Raw genomic sequence first — 17534 nt, 5'->3', positions numbered from 1 at the left:
TTATTGTAAAACTTCTGCGAAATAGGTCTTTGTCTAAAATTGAATTACCGCAAATTGATTAAATGGAATTTGATACTTTGAATTTGTAATTTAAAAATTACCACTCATTAATCCGATTCGAATCCAACTTCACAAAAATAAACAACAAAATCGTAAACGCCCAAAGTGCGGAACCTCCATAACTGAAGAACGGTAGTGGAATTCCAATTGTGGGAATCAGGCCCATCACCATGCCCACGTTGATCATGAAATGGGCAAATAAGATTGAGGCAACACAATAACCATAGACTCTACTGAATTGTGATTTTTGTAGTTCAGCCAAATACAGGATGCGAAGCAACAGGCATACAAATAGAATTACGACTAGGGCACTTCCCATAAATCCCCATTCCTCTCCAACAGTACTAAAGATGTAGTCGGTATGCTGTTCGGGCACAAATTTTCCAGTGGTTCGAGTACCTTGCATAAATCCTTTTCCTGTCAATCCTCCAGAGCTTATTGCTTTCTCTGATTCATGAAGGTTATAAAGGATGGTTTGTTTCATTTCATGAAGCGCTGTAGGATCGGTTTCCAAACGCAACCAAAGGCTTATTCTGTCTTTTTGATGGAATTGAAGAATATTATTATAGAAATACTTAACTCCAAAAGAAACGGCAACACATGCCAATAGAATGGCGATGGGTTGAAAAATTTGCGGACGTTTCTTCTGTCCAAAAAAGTGATGGGCAAAGATTAAAATTCCGGCAACCCCAACCGCAGTAACCACATTAAATTTGAGCGCTAATATGGCTAGCATAATTAAAAAAACAGCAATGACCAGATAAATTTGTTGTAAACCTTCTCTGTAAAAAACAAAAAAGAAGGCGGCATAAACTACTGTACTTCCAGCGTCATTTTGTAATAAGATCAATAAGGCAGGAATCACGATAATACCCAAGGCTTTAAGTTGATCCTTAAAGGTCTTCATATTGGTTTGAAGGTCACTCATGTATTTTGCGACCGCTAAAGAGGTCGCGAACTTAGCGAACTCACTGGGCTGAAGCGTCATTCCGCCTATACCATACCACGCCGTGGCGCCACTTACGGTTTTTCCAAAAATAAATAGCCCAATCAGGGATAGGATCGAAATAATATAGATAACACTGGCAAAACGTTCGTAAAACTTAGCGTCCAAAGCCAGAATGAGAACAATTAAAACAAAAGTAAAAATAATAAATACAGACTGTTTCCCATAAGGTTGGCTCATATCAAAATAGCTTTCAATACTCCCAGAATGGGAAGCAGACATGATGTTGAGCCATCCAAAACCAACAAGTAGTAGAAATAATGCAATGGTAATCCAATCAAAATTTAAACCTCTATGATCTCTTTGCATTTAGTCTAGCTTAAATGGTGATGGCGCGTTAATAAGATTCGTGGTGGTATCCATCTTTATTTTATCAATGACTTGTAAAGCAGATTCACGGTTAATCCCAAATGGTTTACCAGAATACGGTTTTATGTATTCATGCTCCAAACTATGGGTTAAAATCCAATTTTCCATAGAGGTCATCGTCACCTCACCCTTAATATACTTTTCAATCATCAAACTGGCAATACGGCCTGCAAATCGACTTCCCCAATAACCATTTTCAACAAAAACGGCAATGGCAATTTTCGGATTGTCTTTAGGTGCGAAAGCCACAAAGATCGAATGGTCGGTCAATTGCGTGCGCTTGCCATCTATTCTCATGAAATTTTCAGCAGTCCCGGTTTTACCACAAATATCAATTCCAGGTATCCGAAGTGAAGCAGCTGTTCCTACATTATAGGCATCGAACATGCCCTGCACTATAGGTTCAAAATGTTCTTTATTAATGGTAGTGTAATTAGGGGTTGTATATTTTGCATCAATGTCTTGTCCCTCAATTCTTTTAATGATGTGAGGGGTATAGTAAAACCCGCGATTACTTATCGCCGCTACCATATTTGCTAATTGAATAGGAGTTGCTTCAACTTCACCCTGTCCAATGGAATTAGAAATGTTGTAGGTTGACGACCATCTGTTTTTACCGTACCATTTGTCATAAAACGCACCATCAGGAATACGACCTTTATTTCCAATCTTAAGGTCGTAACCCAAATATTCGCCCAATCCAAAACTTTTGACGTGGTTGCTCCATACATCCATGCCTTCACTTGGTTTGTCGTATTTGTCAATGACGCGTCTATAGACATTGACAAAATAAGCGTTACAGGATTGTGCGATACCGGTATTCATGGATAAGGGGCTCGCATGGCTGTGACATCCTGTCAACCTTCTGTTTCCAAGGTAATAACCATGTCTACACGTAAATTGATCTTGTGTGGTCACTACTTTTTCCTGAAGACCAATTAAAGCACTGAGCACTTTAAAAGGAGAACCAGGAGGGTATTGCGCCTTTAAACTTCGATCAAAAAGTGGTTTTGCAATAGTATCGGTATATAACTTAGAAAAATTCCTTGAGCGTTGTCTTCCCACCAATAAATTAGGATTGTAGGTTGGTGCCGAAACCATGGCCAGAATCTCACCAGAACTTGGCTCTATGGCAATGATACCGCCATGTTTATGGGTCATCAAGAGTTCACCATATTTTTGTAGTTCAGAATCAATCGTAATGCTGATGTCTTTACCTGGAACCGGTAAGGTGTCATGAATCCCGTCTTTATAAGGACCAATATCTCTGTTGAACCTATCCTTTTGAATGAATTTGATTCCTTTTACACCTCGCAGTACTTCCTCATAGGAAAGTTCAACGCCTTGTTTACCTATTAAATCTCCACTTTTATAGTACGGATCGTTTTCGATAATATAGTTGTTGACTTCACCAATATCTCCTAAAACGTTCGCGCCAATATTGGTTTGATAATCTCTTAAAGAACGTTTTTGGATATAGAACCCTTCATACTTCCTGATTTTTTCCTGTAAAACGGCATATTCAATTCTTGAAAGTTGCGGAATAAAAACAGATGGTAGTCGTGGGGAATAGCGATATGCTTTATCATAGAATTTGATAAAATCTTCCTTGGTGATTTTTAAAAGATTGCAAAACTCCAGGGTATCCATCTCTTTGACTTCACGAGGGATGAACATCACATCATAAGAGGGCTGATTGGCGACCAGTAATTTGCCATTTCGATCATAAACGTAACCGCGTTTTGGGTAATCGTAAACCTTTCGGATGGCGTTGTCATCATACAGGCTATATGGATCTTCATCGTACACTTGTAAATAAAATAAGCGTGCAATAAAAACCAAACCTACAACAACGATTACTGAAAGGAGTAGTAATTTTCTCATTTACGTTTTTTACTGAAAAGAATTGAAATAATTAAACAAAGTATAATGGTAAAAATTCCTGAGAATAGCGTTTTTTCAAGAATTAACAATATTTTAGAAATGTTAAAAATTTCTAAGGAAAACATAATTAGATGATGGACGACCACCATCGCTGAAAAATAGGTCAATTTACTTCCGAAATCCATTTGATCGAATTTTATGGATTGATAGTCATATACCGTTCCAAAAGAAAACTTCAAAAACACCGGTCTAATATATGCTGCGGTTACACAGGCTGCAGCATGAATTCCTCCAGAGTCGGAGAACACATCCACACTTAAACCCAATAAAAATGCTAAAAAAACAAATAAAGTTCGGTCGTTATTTGCTGGATATAATAGAATGAAAAGAATGTAAATATAGGGATTGATATAACCCAAAAAATCGATATGGTTAAAGATCAATACTTGTACCAAAACCAAAATGATAAACCTTGCGGCTATATTGAGCGTTGCCTTAGTCATCTTTTGTTTTTTGTAGTGATTTTATTTCTTCAGCCTGTAAGTTTTCAATCACATAAACATGACCAATATTGGTCATATCATTAAACAATTTTACGTTTACGATATACGTATCGCCTCCAGTATCGAGCTTGTAAGAATTAATCGTGCCTATTAATATGCCTTTTGGGAAAATCGTGGATTGTCCTCCAGTAATAATAGTATCGCCAATGGCAACTGGTGCAAATTTTGAAAGGTCGATGAGTTGTGCGAATTCCGCCGATTCTGTATTCCAAACCAAAGAACCAATATGATTGGTCTTTTTTAATTGGGCATTGATACGGCTACGGGTGTTTAAAATCGATAGCACTGAAGCGAAATTTTGCGAGGTATTTTCGATAATACCAACAATTCCTTTTGAGGTAATCACACCATGATCTATTTTAATACTATCCTTGGCGCCTTTATTGATGGTCAAATAATTGGTGGACTGGGAATAACTGTTTTTATAAACATCGGCAGTTCTAAATTTGAAATGCTGGTTTAATTTGAGACTATCTTTTAGAATGTCCTTCAGGGTATCCACATCCATATTATGAACTATGGATTTTAACATGCGGTTCTCTTCTAATAAAGCTTTGTTTTCTTTACCCAAATTAAAGTATTTCCCAATGCTGTTGGCCGTTTGGTAAACCCTCCCTGTAACTACATTGGACGAGTTAATAAACTTACTTTTGTGATAGGAGTGTGATTGAATCGTGAAAAACAGAGACAAGCCAAAAAGCAACAAAAACACAAGAAAAGTTTTGTTCCTAAGTACAAAGTTTATGATTTGTTGCATTGGGACTTAACTATTTTATCAAGATACTTTTGAATTTAGGAAGATTTTTCAATACAATTCCCGTTCCTCTAACAACTGCCCTTAAGGGATCTTCAGCAATATAAACAGGTAAATCTGTTTTTTGTGACAAACGTTTGTCCAGACCTCTAAGCATAGAGCCACCACCAGCAAGATAAATTCCGGTGTTGTAAATATCAGCAGCTAATTCTGGCGGCGTCTGTGATAAAGTTTCCATAACAGAATCCTCAATACGCAAAATAGATTTATCAAGTGCTTTTGCAATTTCGCGATACGAAATTTGAACTTGCTTAGGTTTTCCTGTTAAAAGGTCACGTCCTTGAACGCTCATTTCTTCTGGAGGTAGCTCTAAATCTTCAGTTGCAGCACCAATTTGAATTTTAATTTTTTCCGCGGTGCGTTCTCCCACATATAAGTTGTGTTGCGTACGCATATAGTATACGATGTCATTTGTAAAGACATCACCAGCTACTTTAACTGATTTGTCACATACAATTCCACCAAGAGCGATCACTGCAATTTCAGTAGTACCACCTCCTATATCTACAATCATGTTTCCTTTGGGTTGCATGATGTCAATACCAATACCAATAGCTGCAGCCATTGGCTCATGGATTAAATACACTTCTTTACCGTTAACACGCTCACAAGATTCTTTTACCGCACGCATCTCAACCTCAGTAATCCCTGACGGAATACAAACCACCATGCGCAGCGCAGGGGTGAAAAAACGCTTTTTTAAGGCAGGGATATTCTTTATGAACATATTGATCATTTGTTCAGAAGCATCAAAATCGGCAATAACCCCATCTTTTAATGGCCGTATTGTTTTAATGTTTTCATGCGTTTTACCTTGCATCAGATTGGCTTCTTTACCAACAGCAATTATTTTTCCTGAAATTCGGTCTCTTGCAACTATTGAAGGACTATCGACAACTACTTTATCATTGTGAATAATTAAGGTGTTTGCAGTCCCTAAATCTATGGCTATTTCCTCTGTTAAGAAGTCAAAAAATCCCATGTATGTTATTGATTATTTAGGTTTATATTCGTTTTTTTTTTTTGATATTGTTGTAAATGTAATAAAACTTCATAACTATCAAAGCGTTTATTACATACGTATTTTTATAGCCTTTAGACGGCGTCTTATTGTAATTTTTGCGATTTAATGCTTAAAATGACGCGTTCCAGTAAATACCATTGATACGTTATTAGCGTTGCAATAATCGATACTCAATTCATCTTTAATAGAGCCTCCTGGTTGGATTACAGCAGTAATACCCGCATCTTTCGCAATTTCCACACAATCAGGAAATGGGAAAAAAGCATCACTCGCCATCACGGCGCCTTTCAAGTCAAAATTAAAAGTTTGTGCTTTATGGATGGCTTGGTTAAGGGCATCCACACGACTGGTTTGTCCGGTTCCGCTGGCAAACAATTGTTTGTTTTTTGCCAATACGATAGTGTTTGATTTGGTATGCTTGCAAATTTTGGAGGCAAATATCAAATCATCTAACTCGTTTTTAGACGGTTTATTGTTGGTCGCATAGCTTAAATCAGTTAAAGCATCTGTGATATTATCTTTGTCCTGAACTAAAATGCCATTCAAACAAGTTCTTACACTTGTTTGTGGAAGTGCGATATCTTTTTGAATTAAAAGGATTCTGTTTTTCTTGCCTTCTAATAGTTCTTTCGCTTCCGCAGAAAAGCTTGGTGCTATAACTACTTCACAAAACAAATTGTGGATCTCTTCGGCCGTGGCTTTGTCAATCTCGGTATTTGCAATTAAAACACCACCAAAAGCAGAAACAGGATCGCCAGCCAATGCATCAAGATACGCTTGGTGTAAAGTTTCTCTTTGCGCAAATCCGCAAGCATTGTTGTGTTTTAAAATAGCGAAGGTTGGCGCTTCACCTTTAAACTCATTCATCAAATTCACTGCCGCATCTACGTCCAAAAGATTGTTGTAGCTCAATTCCTTACCATGAAGTTGGTCGAACATCGCGTCAAAATCTCCAAAGAAATAGCCTTTTTGATGTGGGTTTTCGCCATAACGCAATTCTTTTCCATTAGTTTCACTGATTTTTAAAACTGTTTCTACGTTCTCTTTGTTGAAATAATTAAAAATAGCCGTATCGTAATGTGAAGACACATTAAAGGCCTTCCCAGCAAAACGCTTTCTGTCTGCATCTGAAGTTTCTCCCTTTTTAGCTATTAATAATTCCAAGAATTCTGCATAATCGTCCACAGAAGACACACAAAACACATCAGCATAATTTTTGGCAGCCGCTCTAATTAAAGAAATGCCTCCAATATCTATTTTTTCAATAATATCTTCATGACTTGAATCAGAAGCCACGGTTTTTTCAAACGGATATAAATCCACAACAACCAAATCAATTTGTGGGATTGAAAATTCTGCCAATTCTGCGATATCCTTTGCATTATCCTGACGGTTCAAAATCCCTCCAAAAACTTTTGGATGCAACGTTTTAACACGACCGCCCAAAATAGATGGGTAGGTGGTGACCTCTTCCACAGGAATGACTTTGATGCCTAAATCCTTGATGAAACTTTCAGTGCCGCCAGTGGAGTATATGGTAACGCCTAACTGGTTTAATTCTTTAACAATAGGTTCTAATCCGTCTTTACTGAAAACAGAAATTAATGCAGATGAAATGGTTTTGTTGTGCATGGTGTTGTGTGTTTGTTTTGGCCTCATTTTTCAATGAATGCGATGGAAAAATAAAAATTTAATGAAATGCGAATTTTTAAAGCGCAAAAGTACATATTCTTAAAGACAATTTAAGGTAACAAGACTCAGTTTATTTATGTTTTTTGTAACAAAAAACTGTTAAATACGTCCTATCTTTAAAATCGTTTTAAAACCACCAAAAATAGATGCTGCTTTACCTACGCTTATTTAAAGAAAGTTTTTCATTCGCCATAAACGCACTTACCAACAATAAACTGCGCACGTTTTTATCCTTATTGGGCGTCACGATCGGTATTTTTTCCATTATTGCAGTTTTGGCGGCAGTCGATTCTTTGGACAGAAATATCAAGGATCAACTGTCAGGATTGGATAAAAACACGATGTATTTAACTAAGTATTCTTTTGGACCAACTAATGTTCCCCGATGGCAACGCGATAATTTTCCGCAAACGGAATATAGCGACTTTGATTTTATAAGACGAAATGTGCCAGACATTGCGGCGTCGGCCTATGTGATTTTTGGAAGTCCACAAACGGTCCGTTATGGTGCAGAAACCCTCTCGGGCGTCAATATTACTCCAGTGTCCAATGAAATTTATGACATTGAGAACGTAAAGATTGAAGAGGGGCGATTTTATACCGAATCAGAATCCATTAACGGTTCGCCAGTCATTGTTTTAGGCCATTCCATTGCCGAAAACCTATTTGGAAATGCAAATCCGATAGGAAAACAAATTAGGGCTTATGGTCGAAAACTGACCGTGATAGGGGTTATTAAAAAAATGGGTTCAGGTCTTGGCGATAGTTCGGATGACAAAGCTTTTGTACCTGCAAATTTTGTCAGACGTTTTCAAACGGGTGGTGTTGATGGTATTCCTGGGGCAGTTATTATAAAACCCGAAAAAGGTGTGGATATGGGGGCTTTTGAAGGCGTTTTGAAACAGAAATTTAGAGTTTATAGAGGATTAAAGGCAGGCGAGCCTGATAACTTTTTCGTTAACAAGATGTCTGGTTTTACTGATGCTATTGATGGTATTATTGGCACCATGAATATTATGGGATGGATTATTAGTGGTTTCTCTTTATTGGTCGGTGGGTTCGGAATTGCGAATATCATGTTTGTGAGCGTAAAGGAACGCACCAATTTAATAGGTATTCAGAAATCCTTGGGTGCAAAAAACAGGTTCATCTTATTTCAGTTTTTATTTGAAGCTGTGATTTTAGCGGTTATTGGCGGACTTATTGGACTGTTTTTTGTGTGGATTGTGTCGTTAATTGCCTCTCAGTTTACGGGCGATTTCGAATTTGTACTTTCTGCCGGTAATATGTTTTTAGGGTTTGTACTTTCTACCATCATTGGATTGATCTCTGGCGTGATTCCTGCTATTTCAGCAGCACGGCTCGATCCTGTTGAAGCCATTAGAACGGGAATGTAAGGTAGAGCTGAAAATTTCAAAAAAACAAAATCCAAATTTCAATAGTTTAGATAAATCTTGCGCACTAATCGTCTAACTATTTATAGGAACTAAAAAACCTCTCAGGTTTTGAAAACCTGAGAGGTTTTATACTCTGCATTTAGAAAATCACGAAAAAATAAAATCCAAATTCTAACACCCGCAGTGAGTTATTGGAATTTGGAATTTTCACATTGGAGTTTACGCAAGTATCGTAGCGATTTCCGCACAAACAAACTCCAAAAATCGCTCGTCTTTTTCAGTAAACGGATCAATCGTGTTGGAGTCAATATCAATTTGACCTATGTTTTCGCCATTCACAAAAATAGGAATTACAATTTCTGACTTGACCGTAATGCTACAAGCGATATAATTGTCCTGTGCAGAAACATCCGGAACTACAAAATTCTGATTGCTCACGGCGACCTGTCCACAAATGCCTTTTCCAAAAGGAATTATCGTGTGATCCGTTGGTTCACCAACATAAGGGCCTAATTTTAATTCTTCCTTGTCGCCATTTCTAAAATAAAAGCCTACCCAATTGTAATAAGGAACGTTAGCTTCAAGCACTTCACAAATTGAAAGCAAACGCTCATCAACGGTATGGTCTTTTTTAGAAATTATCGAAATTATTTGCGGTTTAAGTTGTTCTAGATTCATTGTTCAAAAGTTTTTGGTAAAAGTATTCAATATCTATCGCTTCAATTCTCGTTTTTGTATATTTTTAACAACGTACATAAAACTTGCATTTTTGAAGGATCTTATCATAAAATATAAATCTGTTATTAAGTTTATCTTGACGTTTTTAGTCGTCTATGCTATTTTGACTTTTGTGTATAAAGTGTATTTGGACTCTTCGGATGGATCAACATATTATCCAGATTACCTTACCAATTTAGTAGCCAAACAAACGGATTCTTTATTGCATGCGTTTGGTTATGCTTCCCGAATAGAAAAGCATCCCGATGAACCTTCAATGAAGCTTATTGTTAATGGTGAATTTGTAGCACGCATTATTGAAGGCTGTAACGCCATGAGTGTTATTATTTTATTTATCTCATTCATCATCGCATTCGCTGGAAAAGCTAAAACGACGTTTTTCTATATTTTAGCAGGCAGCATACTTATTTACATCGTAAATATATTCCGAATTGCGATTTTGTCAGTGGGATTATATCATTATCCTTGGCGGAGTGAAGAGTTACATACGGTTATCTTTCCATTGATTATTTACGGAATGGTTTTTTTGCTTTGGATGTTTTGGGTCAATCGGTTTTCAAGCTTAAGCACGACAAATGAGTAATATTGTAAAATTGGTTGGGTTGCTGGTGCTTTTCGGATTATTGATCCTGATTCGCGCTTTTGAAAACGAATTATTCTACGATCCCTATCTTACATTTTTTAAGAACGACTATCTCTATATTGACAATCCACGTCGTGAAGTTTTTAAGCTCACACTTTTTACGGCACTGAGATATTTTCTTAACTCACTATTTTCATTAGGGATTATTTTTATTTTCTTCAACGATAGCAGTGTGGTCAAATTTTCAACTTTTATTTACGTCGCTGCGTTTTTATTACTGTTGCCAGTGTTCTTGTATTTTGTGATTAATCCAAAACAGGAAGATTATTACATCTTTTTCAATATTAGACGATTTTTAATCCAGCCCTTGCTATTGTTATTGTTGTTACCAGCATTTTATTATCACAAACTGAAATTTAAAAAAAATTAAGGTTTTTTTAATATGCTTAATTCAAACCGAATTTTTGTATTTTTGCAGTGATGTATCAAAAAAACCTTCATAAAGTTTTTTCCGTAGCCATGGCATTTTTAGTGCTATTGTCCACACTTTCATTTACTATGGAAAAGCATTTTTGTGGAGATACATTAATCGATGTCGCCATTTTTACAAAGGCGATTACCTGCGGAATGGATATGGAAGCTGTTTCTAAAATTTCTTTAGAAAAGAAGTCCTGCTGCAAAGATGAATTAGAAATTGTAAAAGGTCAGGACAAATTAAAAAAGGCTTCTTTTGAAGATTTACATCTTGATCAACAGTTTTTTTTAGCCGCTTTAGTGTATTCATTTACCAATCTTTTTGAAGTCTTACCTAAACAGGTGGTCCCGCATAAAGATTATTCTCCACCCAGTTTGGTCACTGACATACATGTGTTAGACCAAGTCTTCATCATTTGATTTTTCAATTCCGTTGTTAGTGATGTGTGTTTGTGCACCTATCGCTTAAGAATTGTTTAATTAAATAGCATTCAAAAATGAAATCTTATTATTGGCTTTTAGCCACTTTATTAGTGCTGTCTTTCGGCGTCTTATATCTGCTTTTTGATGGTGTTCAGAAAATCTAAAAACATTGAAAGCTTAGAAACTAAGAATTTCAATTCGGTAACTGGGAAAGGAGTTACCGGGATTATAAACGGTCAGAAAGTGGCGCTTGGGAACCACAAACTAATGGAGGATGCCAATGTGACCATTCCTGAAGTACTTCAAAAGGAAATCACAAAAGCGCAACAGCTAGGCAAAACCGTTCCATTATTAGCGGTAGATAATCGAGCGGTTGGTTTTGTGATTATTTCTGATAAAATAAAAGAAAACAGCAAAAAAGCGATTGCAAAACTTCAATCTAAAGGTATTGATGTTATCATGCTCACGGGAGATAATAAGGACACTGCAAAAGCAGTGGCTGATACGCTACAAATCAAACATTTTATGGCTGAAGTCCTTCCTGAACAAAAACTAAAAGAAGTGGAAAGACTTCAAAAAGAAGGAAAAATAGTCGCTATGGCCGGAGATGGAATCAATGATGCGCCAGCTTTGGCTCAAAGTGACGTGGGCATTGCGATGGGCACGGGAACTGACGTCGCCATTGAAAGTGCTTCCTTGACCTTAGTGAAAGGCGATTTACACGGAATTGTAAAGACTCATAATTTGAGTGAGAAAGTCATGAGGAACATTAAGCAAAACCGGTTTTTTGCACTGTTATATAACAGTGTAGGAATACCCGTTGCTGCGGGAGTGCTGTATCCGTTTTTCGGACTTCTATTATCGCCCATGATTGCTGCTTTGGCCATGAGCTTTAGTTCTGTTTCCGTTATTGCAAATGCTTTGAATTTAAGAAAAATTAATATTGATTAACTAATGAAACATATACTTTATATCCTCCTATTTCTTCCGACCCTTATTTTTTCACAAGAAAAGATTGAAGGTATTATTGTTGAAATAACAGAACAAAAAACGAGACTGCCTCTGCCAGGGGCTAATGTCTATTGGTTGGATTCTACTATTGGAACGACTACAGATATTGATGGAAAATTCAGTATTCCCTATAATAAAGAGCACACAAAATTGGTCATTAGTTATGTGGGTTATAAAACAGATACTTTAACCATTTCGACTCCAAAACACGTCAAACATGCCCTTAAAGCCACTAGTGAATTGGATGAGATAACCGTAACCTCGCGTAAGCAAGCCACCTCAAAATCGTATATGCAATCTGCTAATGTCACGTTTGTGAGTAGTGATGAATTGCTCAAAGCAGCTTGTTGTAATCTCTCAGAAAGTTTTGAGACGAATCCATCTATTGATGTCAATTTTGCGGATGCCGTAACGGGAACCCGACAGATCAAAATGTTGGGTTTGACAAGTCCTTATATCTTAATTACTGCCGAAAACATTCCGACCATTCGTGGGGCATCGCAAGCTTACGGTTTGAGTTTTACGCCAGGTACTTGGGTAGAGAATATTCAAATTACCAAAGGTGCCGGAAGTGTGGTCAACGGGTTTGAAAGTATCGCAGGGCAGATCAATACAGAACTTGTTAAACCAGCCACGGATAATCAACTTTTCGTTAACCTGTATGGCGCCAGCAGTGAACGCATGGAAGCTAACGTGCATTTGAATACCAAAGTATCGGATAAATGGAGCACAGGTTTATATCTTCATGGAAATACACATGATAAAAAACATGATGTCAATAACGATGGATTTATGGACATGCCGATTTACAATCAGATCAACTTAATGAATCGTTGGCAATACACCAATCCAGAGAAAGGCTTTGTGAGTTTTATCAATTTGAGTTATTTGGATGATTCCAAACAAATGGGACAGCTGAACTTCAATCCTGATACCGATAAATTGACCACGAATGCTTGGGGAAGTGAGATCGACACCCGAAGATTTGATGTGTCTGTTAAAACAGGCTATGTCAATCCTGATATTCCTTGGCAGAGTATTGGTGTTCAAACGGCTTTTAGTAGTCACAAGCAAAACTCTTATTTCGGATTGAATCAATATGATATTTTGCATAATAGCTTGTATGTGAATGGTATTTATAATACGATTATAAGTGATTCGAGACATAAAATCAAAACGGGAGTTAGTTATACTTATGATCATTATGATGAATTGGTTTTAGCTGCCGATTATGAACGTACGGAAAATTCAGTAGGAGCTTTTATGGAATATAATTTTGATGATTTAGAAAAGTTGAATTTGACGGCAGGCTTGCGTATTGACCGACATAATGTGTTAGGAACTTTTGTGACCCCAAGACTTCATGCAAAATATTCGATTTGGGAAAAATCAGCTTTAAGAGCTTCTTTTGGTCGTGGAAAACGCAGTGCCAGTATTTTTGCCGAGAATCAGAATATTTTTTCCACCGGTAGAACTATCATGATATCTAATGTGGTTCCTTCGGGAAACCATAGGGATGGTTATGGGTTAGATCCAGAAATTGCCTGGAATTACGGGGTTTCATTTTTGCAAGGTTTCAATCTTTTTGGGAATAAAGCCGATATAACTTTTGATTATTACAGAACAGATTTCCAAAATCAAATCGTGGTCGATTATGAAAATCCGCGGGAAATCAACTTCTATAATCTTGATGGTGCAAGTTTTGCGAACAGCTTTCAGGTGGAATTGAATTATAATGTCTTTGAAGGATTTGATTTTAGAACAGCCTATAAATATTATGATATCAAAACCCAATACAATTCTGGAAAGTTAGAAAAGCCACTAACGCCTAAACATCGCGTATTCGCAAACATGTCCTATGAAACAAAACGGAAAGATAATTTTGCGCAATGGAAATTTGATGCCACCTACAATTGGTTGGGTGAACAACGCTTTTCATCTACCGTATCAAATCCTGTTCAATACCGATTGCCAGAATACACCCCAACGGTGGGAACTTTAAATGTTCAAGTTACGAAAGTGTTTTCTGAGAAATTTGAAATATATTTAGGCGGAGAAAACATCACGAATGTACGGCAGGACAATCCGATTTTAGCGGCAGATGATCCTTTTGGACCTAATTTTGATACCACTTTTGTGTATGGACCAATTTTTGGAAGTATGTATTACGCGGGATTAAGATTTAAGATTAAGTAGCCCCAATTCCTGTGAAGGAAGGAACCTCGTGAATAATTGAAAATATTAAGCACCCAAGAATTCACAAATCACTTTATAAAACATTTGTGTATTCGTGGCGAAAGAAGAAACAAACAAGGATAATAGATTCATTCGAAGTAATAACAAAAATAACTAACAGATTCCCTCCTTCGAGGGAATGAAAAAAAAGAAGATTATGAAAAAAATAGTATTAGCACTGACATTATTAGTAGGAACAGTAACCTTCGCACAGAATAAAAATGCCAAGGCCACAGTTGAGGTGGATGGCGTATGCAATATGTGCAAGGAGCGCATTGAAAAAGCGGCCATAAAGGCTAAAGGCGTAAAAGTTGCCAATTGGGACGTCAACACCCATGAATTAAAATTGATTTTTGACGAACGAAAAACGACTTTAAAGTCGATTCAACAAAGTGTTGCTGAAAGTGGTCATGACACTAAAGAAGTTAAAGCTACTGATGCGGCTTATCACAGTTTGCACACCTGTTGTTTATACCGAGATGATACAGTTAGAGACGATCATAAGGAAAATAAGCAATAGTTGATTTTTACAACATCACGATGATTTCTGGATGTTGAAGAGTGCAAGAAAAGCTGGATAGTTTTGCTGTCCGGCTTTTTTTTTTGGTAAGGCTATTTATATTTTATATGAAAGTTCAATTTCAGCAAATGAAAAACGCCTCAATTTTGGTTGAGGCGTTTTATTATTAAAAGATTTAGGAAAATTACATCATTCCTGGCATTCCGCCGCCGCCCATTGGCATGGCATGGCCTTCTTCTTTAATTTCCACTAATGCACATTCAGTAGTTAAGATCATTCCAGCAACAGACGCTGCGTTTTCTAAAGCAATACGAGTTACTTTTTTAGGATCGATAATTCCAGCTTTCAACATGTCCACATAAGTTTCTGTCTTAGCATCAAAACCGAAGTCTTTTTTGCCTTCCATAACTTTTGCAACCACAACACTTCCTTCGCCACCTGCGTTTTCGACGATGGTACGTAAAGGTGCTTCAATTGCACGTGCTACAATTTGAACCCCAGTAGTTTCATCTAGGTTGGCAGTAGTCAATTTTTCTAATACTGCTTTTGCTCTTACAAGTGCAACACCACCACCAGCTACGATACCTTCTTCAACAGCTGCTCTAGTTGCGTGTAATGCATCATCAACACGGTCTTTTTTCTCTTTCATTTCCACTTCACTTGCAGCACCTACATAAAGTACAGCCACACCGCCAGCTAATTTAGCCAAACGCTCTTGAAGTTTTTCTTTGTCATAATCAGACGTCGTAGTTTCAATTTGCGCTTTAATTTGGTTAACTCTTGCTTTGATATCTTCAGCTTTTCCTGAACCATTTACAATAGTTGTGTTGTCTTTATCGATAGTGATCGTTTCAGCAGTACCTAACATGGTTAAATCAGCGTTCTCTAAAGAGAAGCCTCTTTCTTCTGAAATCACAACACCACCAGTTAAGATAGCGATATCTTCCAACATTGCTTTACGTCGGTCTCCAAAACCTGGAGCTTTAACGGCAGCAATTTTTAATCCACCACGTAATTTGTTTACTACTAAAGTAGCTAAGGCCTGACCTTCTACATCTTCAGCAATAATCAATAATGGACGACCAGATTGTGCTACTGGTTCTAGGATTGGAAGAATTTCCTGAAGATTTGAGATCTTTTTGTCAAATAATAAAACGTATGGATTTTCTAAATCGGCAATCATTTTATCGGCATCCGTAACAAAATAAGGCGATAAATAACCGCGATCAAATTGCATACCTTCAACCACATCAACGTAAGTGTCCAATCCTTTAGCTTCTTCAACAGTGATGACACCTTCTTTACCTACTTTAGTGAAGGCTTTGGCTACCAATTCACCAATAGTATCATCGTTATTAGCAGAAATAGAAGCTACTTGTCTAATCATTTCTGATGAGTCGCCTACTTTTTTAGCTTGCTTTTCAAGATCAGCAACGATCGCTGCAACAGCTTTGTCAATACCGCGTTTCAAATCCATTGGATTGGCACCAGCTGCAACGTTTTTCAAGCCTTCTTTAACGATAGCTTGCGCTAAAACGGTAGCTGTTGTAGTACCATCTCCAGCCAAATCATTGGTTTTTGACGCTACTTCTTTTACCATTTGTGCACCCATATTCTCAAGTGCATCTTCTAATTCTATTTCTTTTGCAACGGTTACACCATCTTTAGTCACCTGAGGTGCGCCGAATGATTTACCGATAATAACGTTACGACCTTTTGGGCCTAAAGTTACTTTTACTGCATTTGCTAATGCATCTACACCACGTCTTAATCCGTCGCGTGCGTCAATATCAAATTTTATATGTTTTGCCATAATGAAAAATTTTGTTTAAAATTTTAAACTTTCAATTCTCAAAACACCAAATTCCAAAATAGGAACTGATAGTTTGATGCGAAAGTTATTGGAAATTGTTTTTTGTTTTTTGGAATTTGCAATTAGATAATTGCTAATACATCACTCTCACGCATGATCAAATAATCTTTGCCTTCAAGTTTTAGCTCTGTTCCTGCATATTTACCGTAAAGAACGGTTTCACCAACTTTTACCGTCATTGGATTTTTTTTAGTACCTGCACCAACGGCAACAACTTTACCTTTTTGTGGTTTTTCTTTAGCGTTGTCTGGAATGATAATTCCTGAAGCTGTTTTTGTTTCAGCTTCTACTGGTTCAATAAGAACACGGTCTGCCAATGGTTTAATGTTTAATCCCATAGTTGTATTTTTTGTTTTAAGTATGCCTAAGCATGACAGGTTAATTAATTTTTTTTTACTGTATTAGATAGTTGCGAAAAATGTGCCACGGGGCTTAAACTGACAAAGTTTCAGGCATAAAAAAATGCCAACAAATTTTGTTGGCATTTTAATTATTTTAAGCTGATCAATTTTTACTCGTTTGTAGTATCAATTGGTGTTTCAGTATTGTTTGTTGTTGGTTTAGTTGGTGCAGGCATACTTGTCGTAGCTGAATCAGGATCCAACGCTTTAGATTCTGCAGCGCCAGTGGCGCCATCAATAGCAATGTTTGATACTAATATCAAGGCTAACAAAACCGTTGCTAAAATCCAAGTACTTTTATCTAAAAAGTCGGTTGTTTTTTTAACACCACCTAATTGTTGTGTACCACCGCCACCAAATGATGAAGACAATCCGCCTCCTTTTGGATTTTGAACCATAACCACCACCACTAATAAAAAGGATACAATGATGATAAGAACTAAAAATATTGTAAAAGTACTCATGTG

General features: G+C 37.0%; 16 protein-coding genes and 1 pseudogene. 7 read left to right on the top strand and 10 right to left on the bottom strand.

The window, feature by feature from the left end; genetic code table 11:
• Window positions 1-97: 97 nt before the first annotated feature.
• From rodA to purH, 6 genes are all read right to left on the bottom strand, one after another.
• Window positions 98-1375 carry a rod shape-determining protein RodA gene (gene rodA, locus ACOH2D_RS04820; protein WP_348037044.1) on the bottom strand — a complete coding sequence of 426 codons (1278 nt, stop codon included), beginning with the start codon at window positions 1373-1375 and terminating at the stop codon, window positions 98-100.
• A complete protein-coding gene (gene mrdA, locus ACOH2D_RS04815) occupies window positions 1376-3319 on the bottom strand; it encodes a penicillin-binding protein 2 (RefSeq protein ID WP_348037046.1) in 1944 nt (647 codons plus the stop codon).
• A complete protein-coding gene (locus ACOH2D_RS04810; RefSeq protein WP_449534527.1) occupies window positions 3316-3822 on the bottom strand; it encodes a rod shape-determining protein MreD in 507 nt (168 codons plus the stop codon). The genes mrdA and ACOH2D_RS04810 overlap by 4 nt, the downstream gene beginning before the upstream one ends.
• Window positions 3815-4639 carry a rod shape-determining protein MreC gene (gene mreC, locus ACOH2D_RS04805; RefSeq protein WP_348037050.1) on the bottom strand — a complete coding sequence of 275 codons (825 nt, stop codon included), beginning with the start codon at window positions 4637-4639 and terminating at the stop codon, window positions 3815-3817. The genes ACOH2D_RS04810 and mreC overlap by 8 nt, the downstream gene beginning before the upstream one ends.
• A 10-nt stretch (window positions 4640-4649) precedes the next feature.
• Window positions 4650-5678, bottom strand: a complete 1029-nt coding sequence (locus ACOH2D_RS04800) for a rod shape-determining protein (protein WP_348037052.1) — start codon at window positions 5676-5678, stop codon at window positions 4650-4652.
• A gap of 144 nt (window positions 5679-5822) precedes the next feature.
• Complete coding sequence (purH, locus tag ACOH2D_RS04795) at window positions 5823-7379, bottom strand: bifunctional phosphoribosylaminoimidazolecarboxamide formyltransferase/IMP cyclohydrolase (protein ID WP_449534526.1); 1557 nt, start codon at window positions 7377-7379, stop codon at window positions 5823-5825.
• A gap of 179 nt (window positions 7380-7558) precedes the next feature.
• Between purH and ACOH2D_RS04790 the strand changes: the two genes are divergently transcribed.
• Window positions 7559-8809 carry an ABC transporter permease gene (locus ACOH2D_RS04790; protein ID WP_348037054.1) on the top strand — a complete coding sequence of 417 codons (1251 nt, stop codon included), beginning with the start codon at window positions 7559-7561 and terminating at the stop codon, window positions 8807-8809.
• A gap of 219 nt (window positions 8810-9028) precedes the next feature.
• Here the strand turns inward: ACOH2D_RS04790 and ACOH2D_RS04785 are convergent, their stop codons facing one another.
• Window positions 9029-9487 (bottom strand): XrtF-associated fRMsr-like GAF protein, encoded by a 459-nt coding sequence (locus tag ACOH2D_RS04785; protein ID WP_449534525.1) that lies wholly within the window; start codon window positions 9485-9487, stop codon window positions 9029-9031.
• Between the two features lie 91 nt (window positions 9488-9578).
• Between ACOH2D_RS04785 and xrtF the strand changes: the two genes are divergently transcribed.
• From xrtF to ACOH2D_RS04755, 6 genes and pseudogenes are all read left to right on the top strand, one after another.
• Entirely contained in the window at window positions 9579-10130 is a 552-nt protein-coding gene (gene xrtF / locus ACOH2D_RS04780; protein WP_449534524.1) for an exosortase family protein XrtF, read from the top strand.
• Window positions 10123-10560 carry an exosortase F system-associated membrane protein gene (locus ACOH2D_RS04775; protein WP_449534523.1) on the top strand — a complete coding sequence of 146 codons (438 nt, stop codon included), beginning with the start codon at window positions 10123-10125 and terminating at the stop codon, window positions 10558-10560. Before xrtF ends, ACOH2D_RS04775 begins: the two co-directional genes overlap by 8 nt.
• Window positions 10561-10610: 50 nt before the next feature.
• A complete protein-coding gene (locus ACOH2D_RS04770) occupies window positions 10611-11024 on the top strand; it encodes an HYC_CC_PP family protein (protein WP_449534522.1) in 414 nt (137 codons plus the stop codon).
• Between the two features lie 153 nt (window positions 11025-11177).
• Window positions 11178-11978 (top strand): annotated as a pseudogene (locus tag ACOH2D_RS04765) (HAD-IC family P-type ATPase); the annotation flags it as partial.
• Between the two features lie 3 nt (window positions 11979-11981).
• Window positions 11982-14234, top strand: a complete 2253-nt coding sequence (locus ACOH2D_RS04760) for a TonB-dependent receptor plug domain-containing protein (protein WP_449534521.1) — start codon at window positions 11982-11984, stop codon at window positions 14232-14234.
• Between the two features lie 196 nt (window positions 14235-14430).
• Window positions 14431-14793 carry a heavy-metal-associated domain-containing protein gene (locus tag ACOH2D_RS04755; protein WP_449534520.1) on the top strand — a complete coding sequence of 121 codons (363 nt, stop codon included), beginning with the start codon at window positions 14431-14433 and terminating at the stop codon, window positions 14791-14793.
• A 184-nt stretch (window positions 14794-14977) separates the two neighbouring features.
• On the opposite strand, the gene groL is transcribed toward ACOH2D_RS04755, so the two are convergent.
• From groL to secG, 3 genes are all read right to left on the bottom strand, one after another.
• Complete coding sequence (gene groL, locus ACOH2D_RS04750) at window positions 14978-16606, bottom strand: chaperonin GroEL (RefSeq protein WP_449534519.1); 1629 nt, start codon at window positions 16604-16606, stop codon at window positions 14978-14980.
• 122 nt (window positions 16607-16728) lie between these two features.
• Window positions 16729-17004 (bottom strand): co-chaperone GroES, encoded by a 276-nt coding sequence (groES, locus tag ACOH2D_RS04745; protein ID WP_129016628.1) that lies wholly within the window; start codon window positions 17002-17004, stop codon window positions 16729-16731.
• A 173-nt stretch (window positions 17005-17177) separates the two neighbouring features.
• Complete coding sequence (gene secG, locus ACOH2D_RS04740) at window positions 17178-17531, bottom strand: preprotein translocase subunit SecG (RefSeq protein WP_348035751.1); 354 nt, start codon at window positions 17529-17531, stop codon at window positions 17178-17180.
• Window positions 17532-17534 lie beyond the last annotated feature (3 nt).

The sequence above is a fragment of the Gelidibacter sp. genome (assembly GCF_053579655.1).
The sequence above is the reverse complement of the archived record's forward strand: the minus strand, read 5'-3'. Positions and strand labels throughout refer to the sequence as shown.

Bases quoted from the DNA above. Each gene is read 5' to 3' on its own strand.
- groES (WP_129016628.1), bottom strand. From the start codon at position 17,004: ATGGGATTAAACATTAAACCATTGGCAGACCGTGTTCTTATTGAACCA.
- ACOH2D_RS04775 (WP_449534523.1), top strand. From the start codon at position 10,123: ATGAGTAATATTGTAAAATTGGTTGGGTTGCTGGTGCTTTTCGGATTA.
- ACOH2D_RS04790 (WP_348037054.1), top strand. From the start codon at position 7,559: ATGCTGCTTTACCTACGCTTATTTAAAGAAAGTTTTTCATTCGCCATA.
- ACOH2D_RS04785 (WP_449534525.1), bottom strand. From the start codon at position 9,487: ATGAATCTAGAACAACTTAAACCGCAAATAATTTCGATAATTTCTAAA.
- secG (WP_348035751.1), bottom strand. From the start codon at position 17,531: ATGAGTACTTTTACAATATTTTTAGTTCTTATCATCATTGTATCCTTT.
- mrdA (WP_348037046.1), bottom strand. From the start codon at position 3,319: ATGAGAAAATTACTACTCCTTTCAGTAATCGTTGTTGTAGGTTTGGTT.
- rodA (WP_348037044.1), bottom strand. From the start codon at position 1,375: ATGCAAAGAGATCATAGAGGTTTAAATTTTGATTGGATTACCATTGCA.
- purH (WP_449534526.1), bottom strand. From the start codon at position 7,379: ATGAGGCCAAAACAAACACACAACACCATGCACAACAAAACCATTTCA.
- ACOH2D_RS04800 (WP_348037052.1), bottom strand. From the start codon at position 5,678: ATGGGATTTTTTGACTTCTTAACAGAGGAAATAGCCATAGATTTAGGG.
- ACOH2D_RS04770 (WP_449534522.1), top strand. From the start codon at position 10,611: ATGTATCAAAAAAACCTTCATAAAGTTTTTTCCGTAGCCATGGCATTT.
- ACOH2D_RS04755 (WP_449534520.1), top strand. From the start codon at position 14,431: ATGAAAAAAATAGTATTAGCACTGACATTATTAGTAGGAACAGTAACC.
- ACOH2D_RS04760 (WP_449534521.1), top strand. From the start codon at position 11,982: ATGAAACATATACTTTATATCCTCCTATTTCTTCCGACCCTTATTTTT.
- mreC (WP_348037050.1), bottom strand. From the start codon at position 4,639: ATGCAACAAATCATAAACTTTGTACTTAGGAACAAAACTTTTCTTGTG.
- groL (WP_449534519.1), bottom strand. From the start codon at position 16,606: ATGGCAAAACATATAAAATTTGATATTGACGCACGCGACGGATTAAGA.
- ACOH2D_RS04810 (WP_449534527.1), bottom strand. From the start codon at position 3,822: ATGACTAAGGCAACGCTCAATATAGCCGCAAGGTTTATCATTTTGGTT.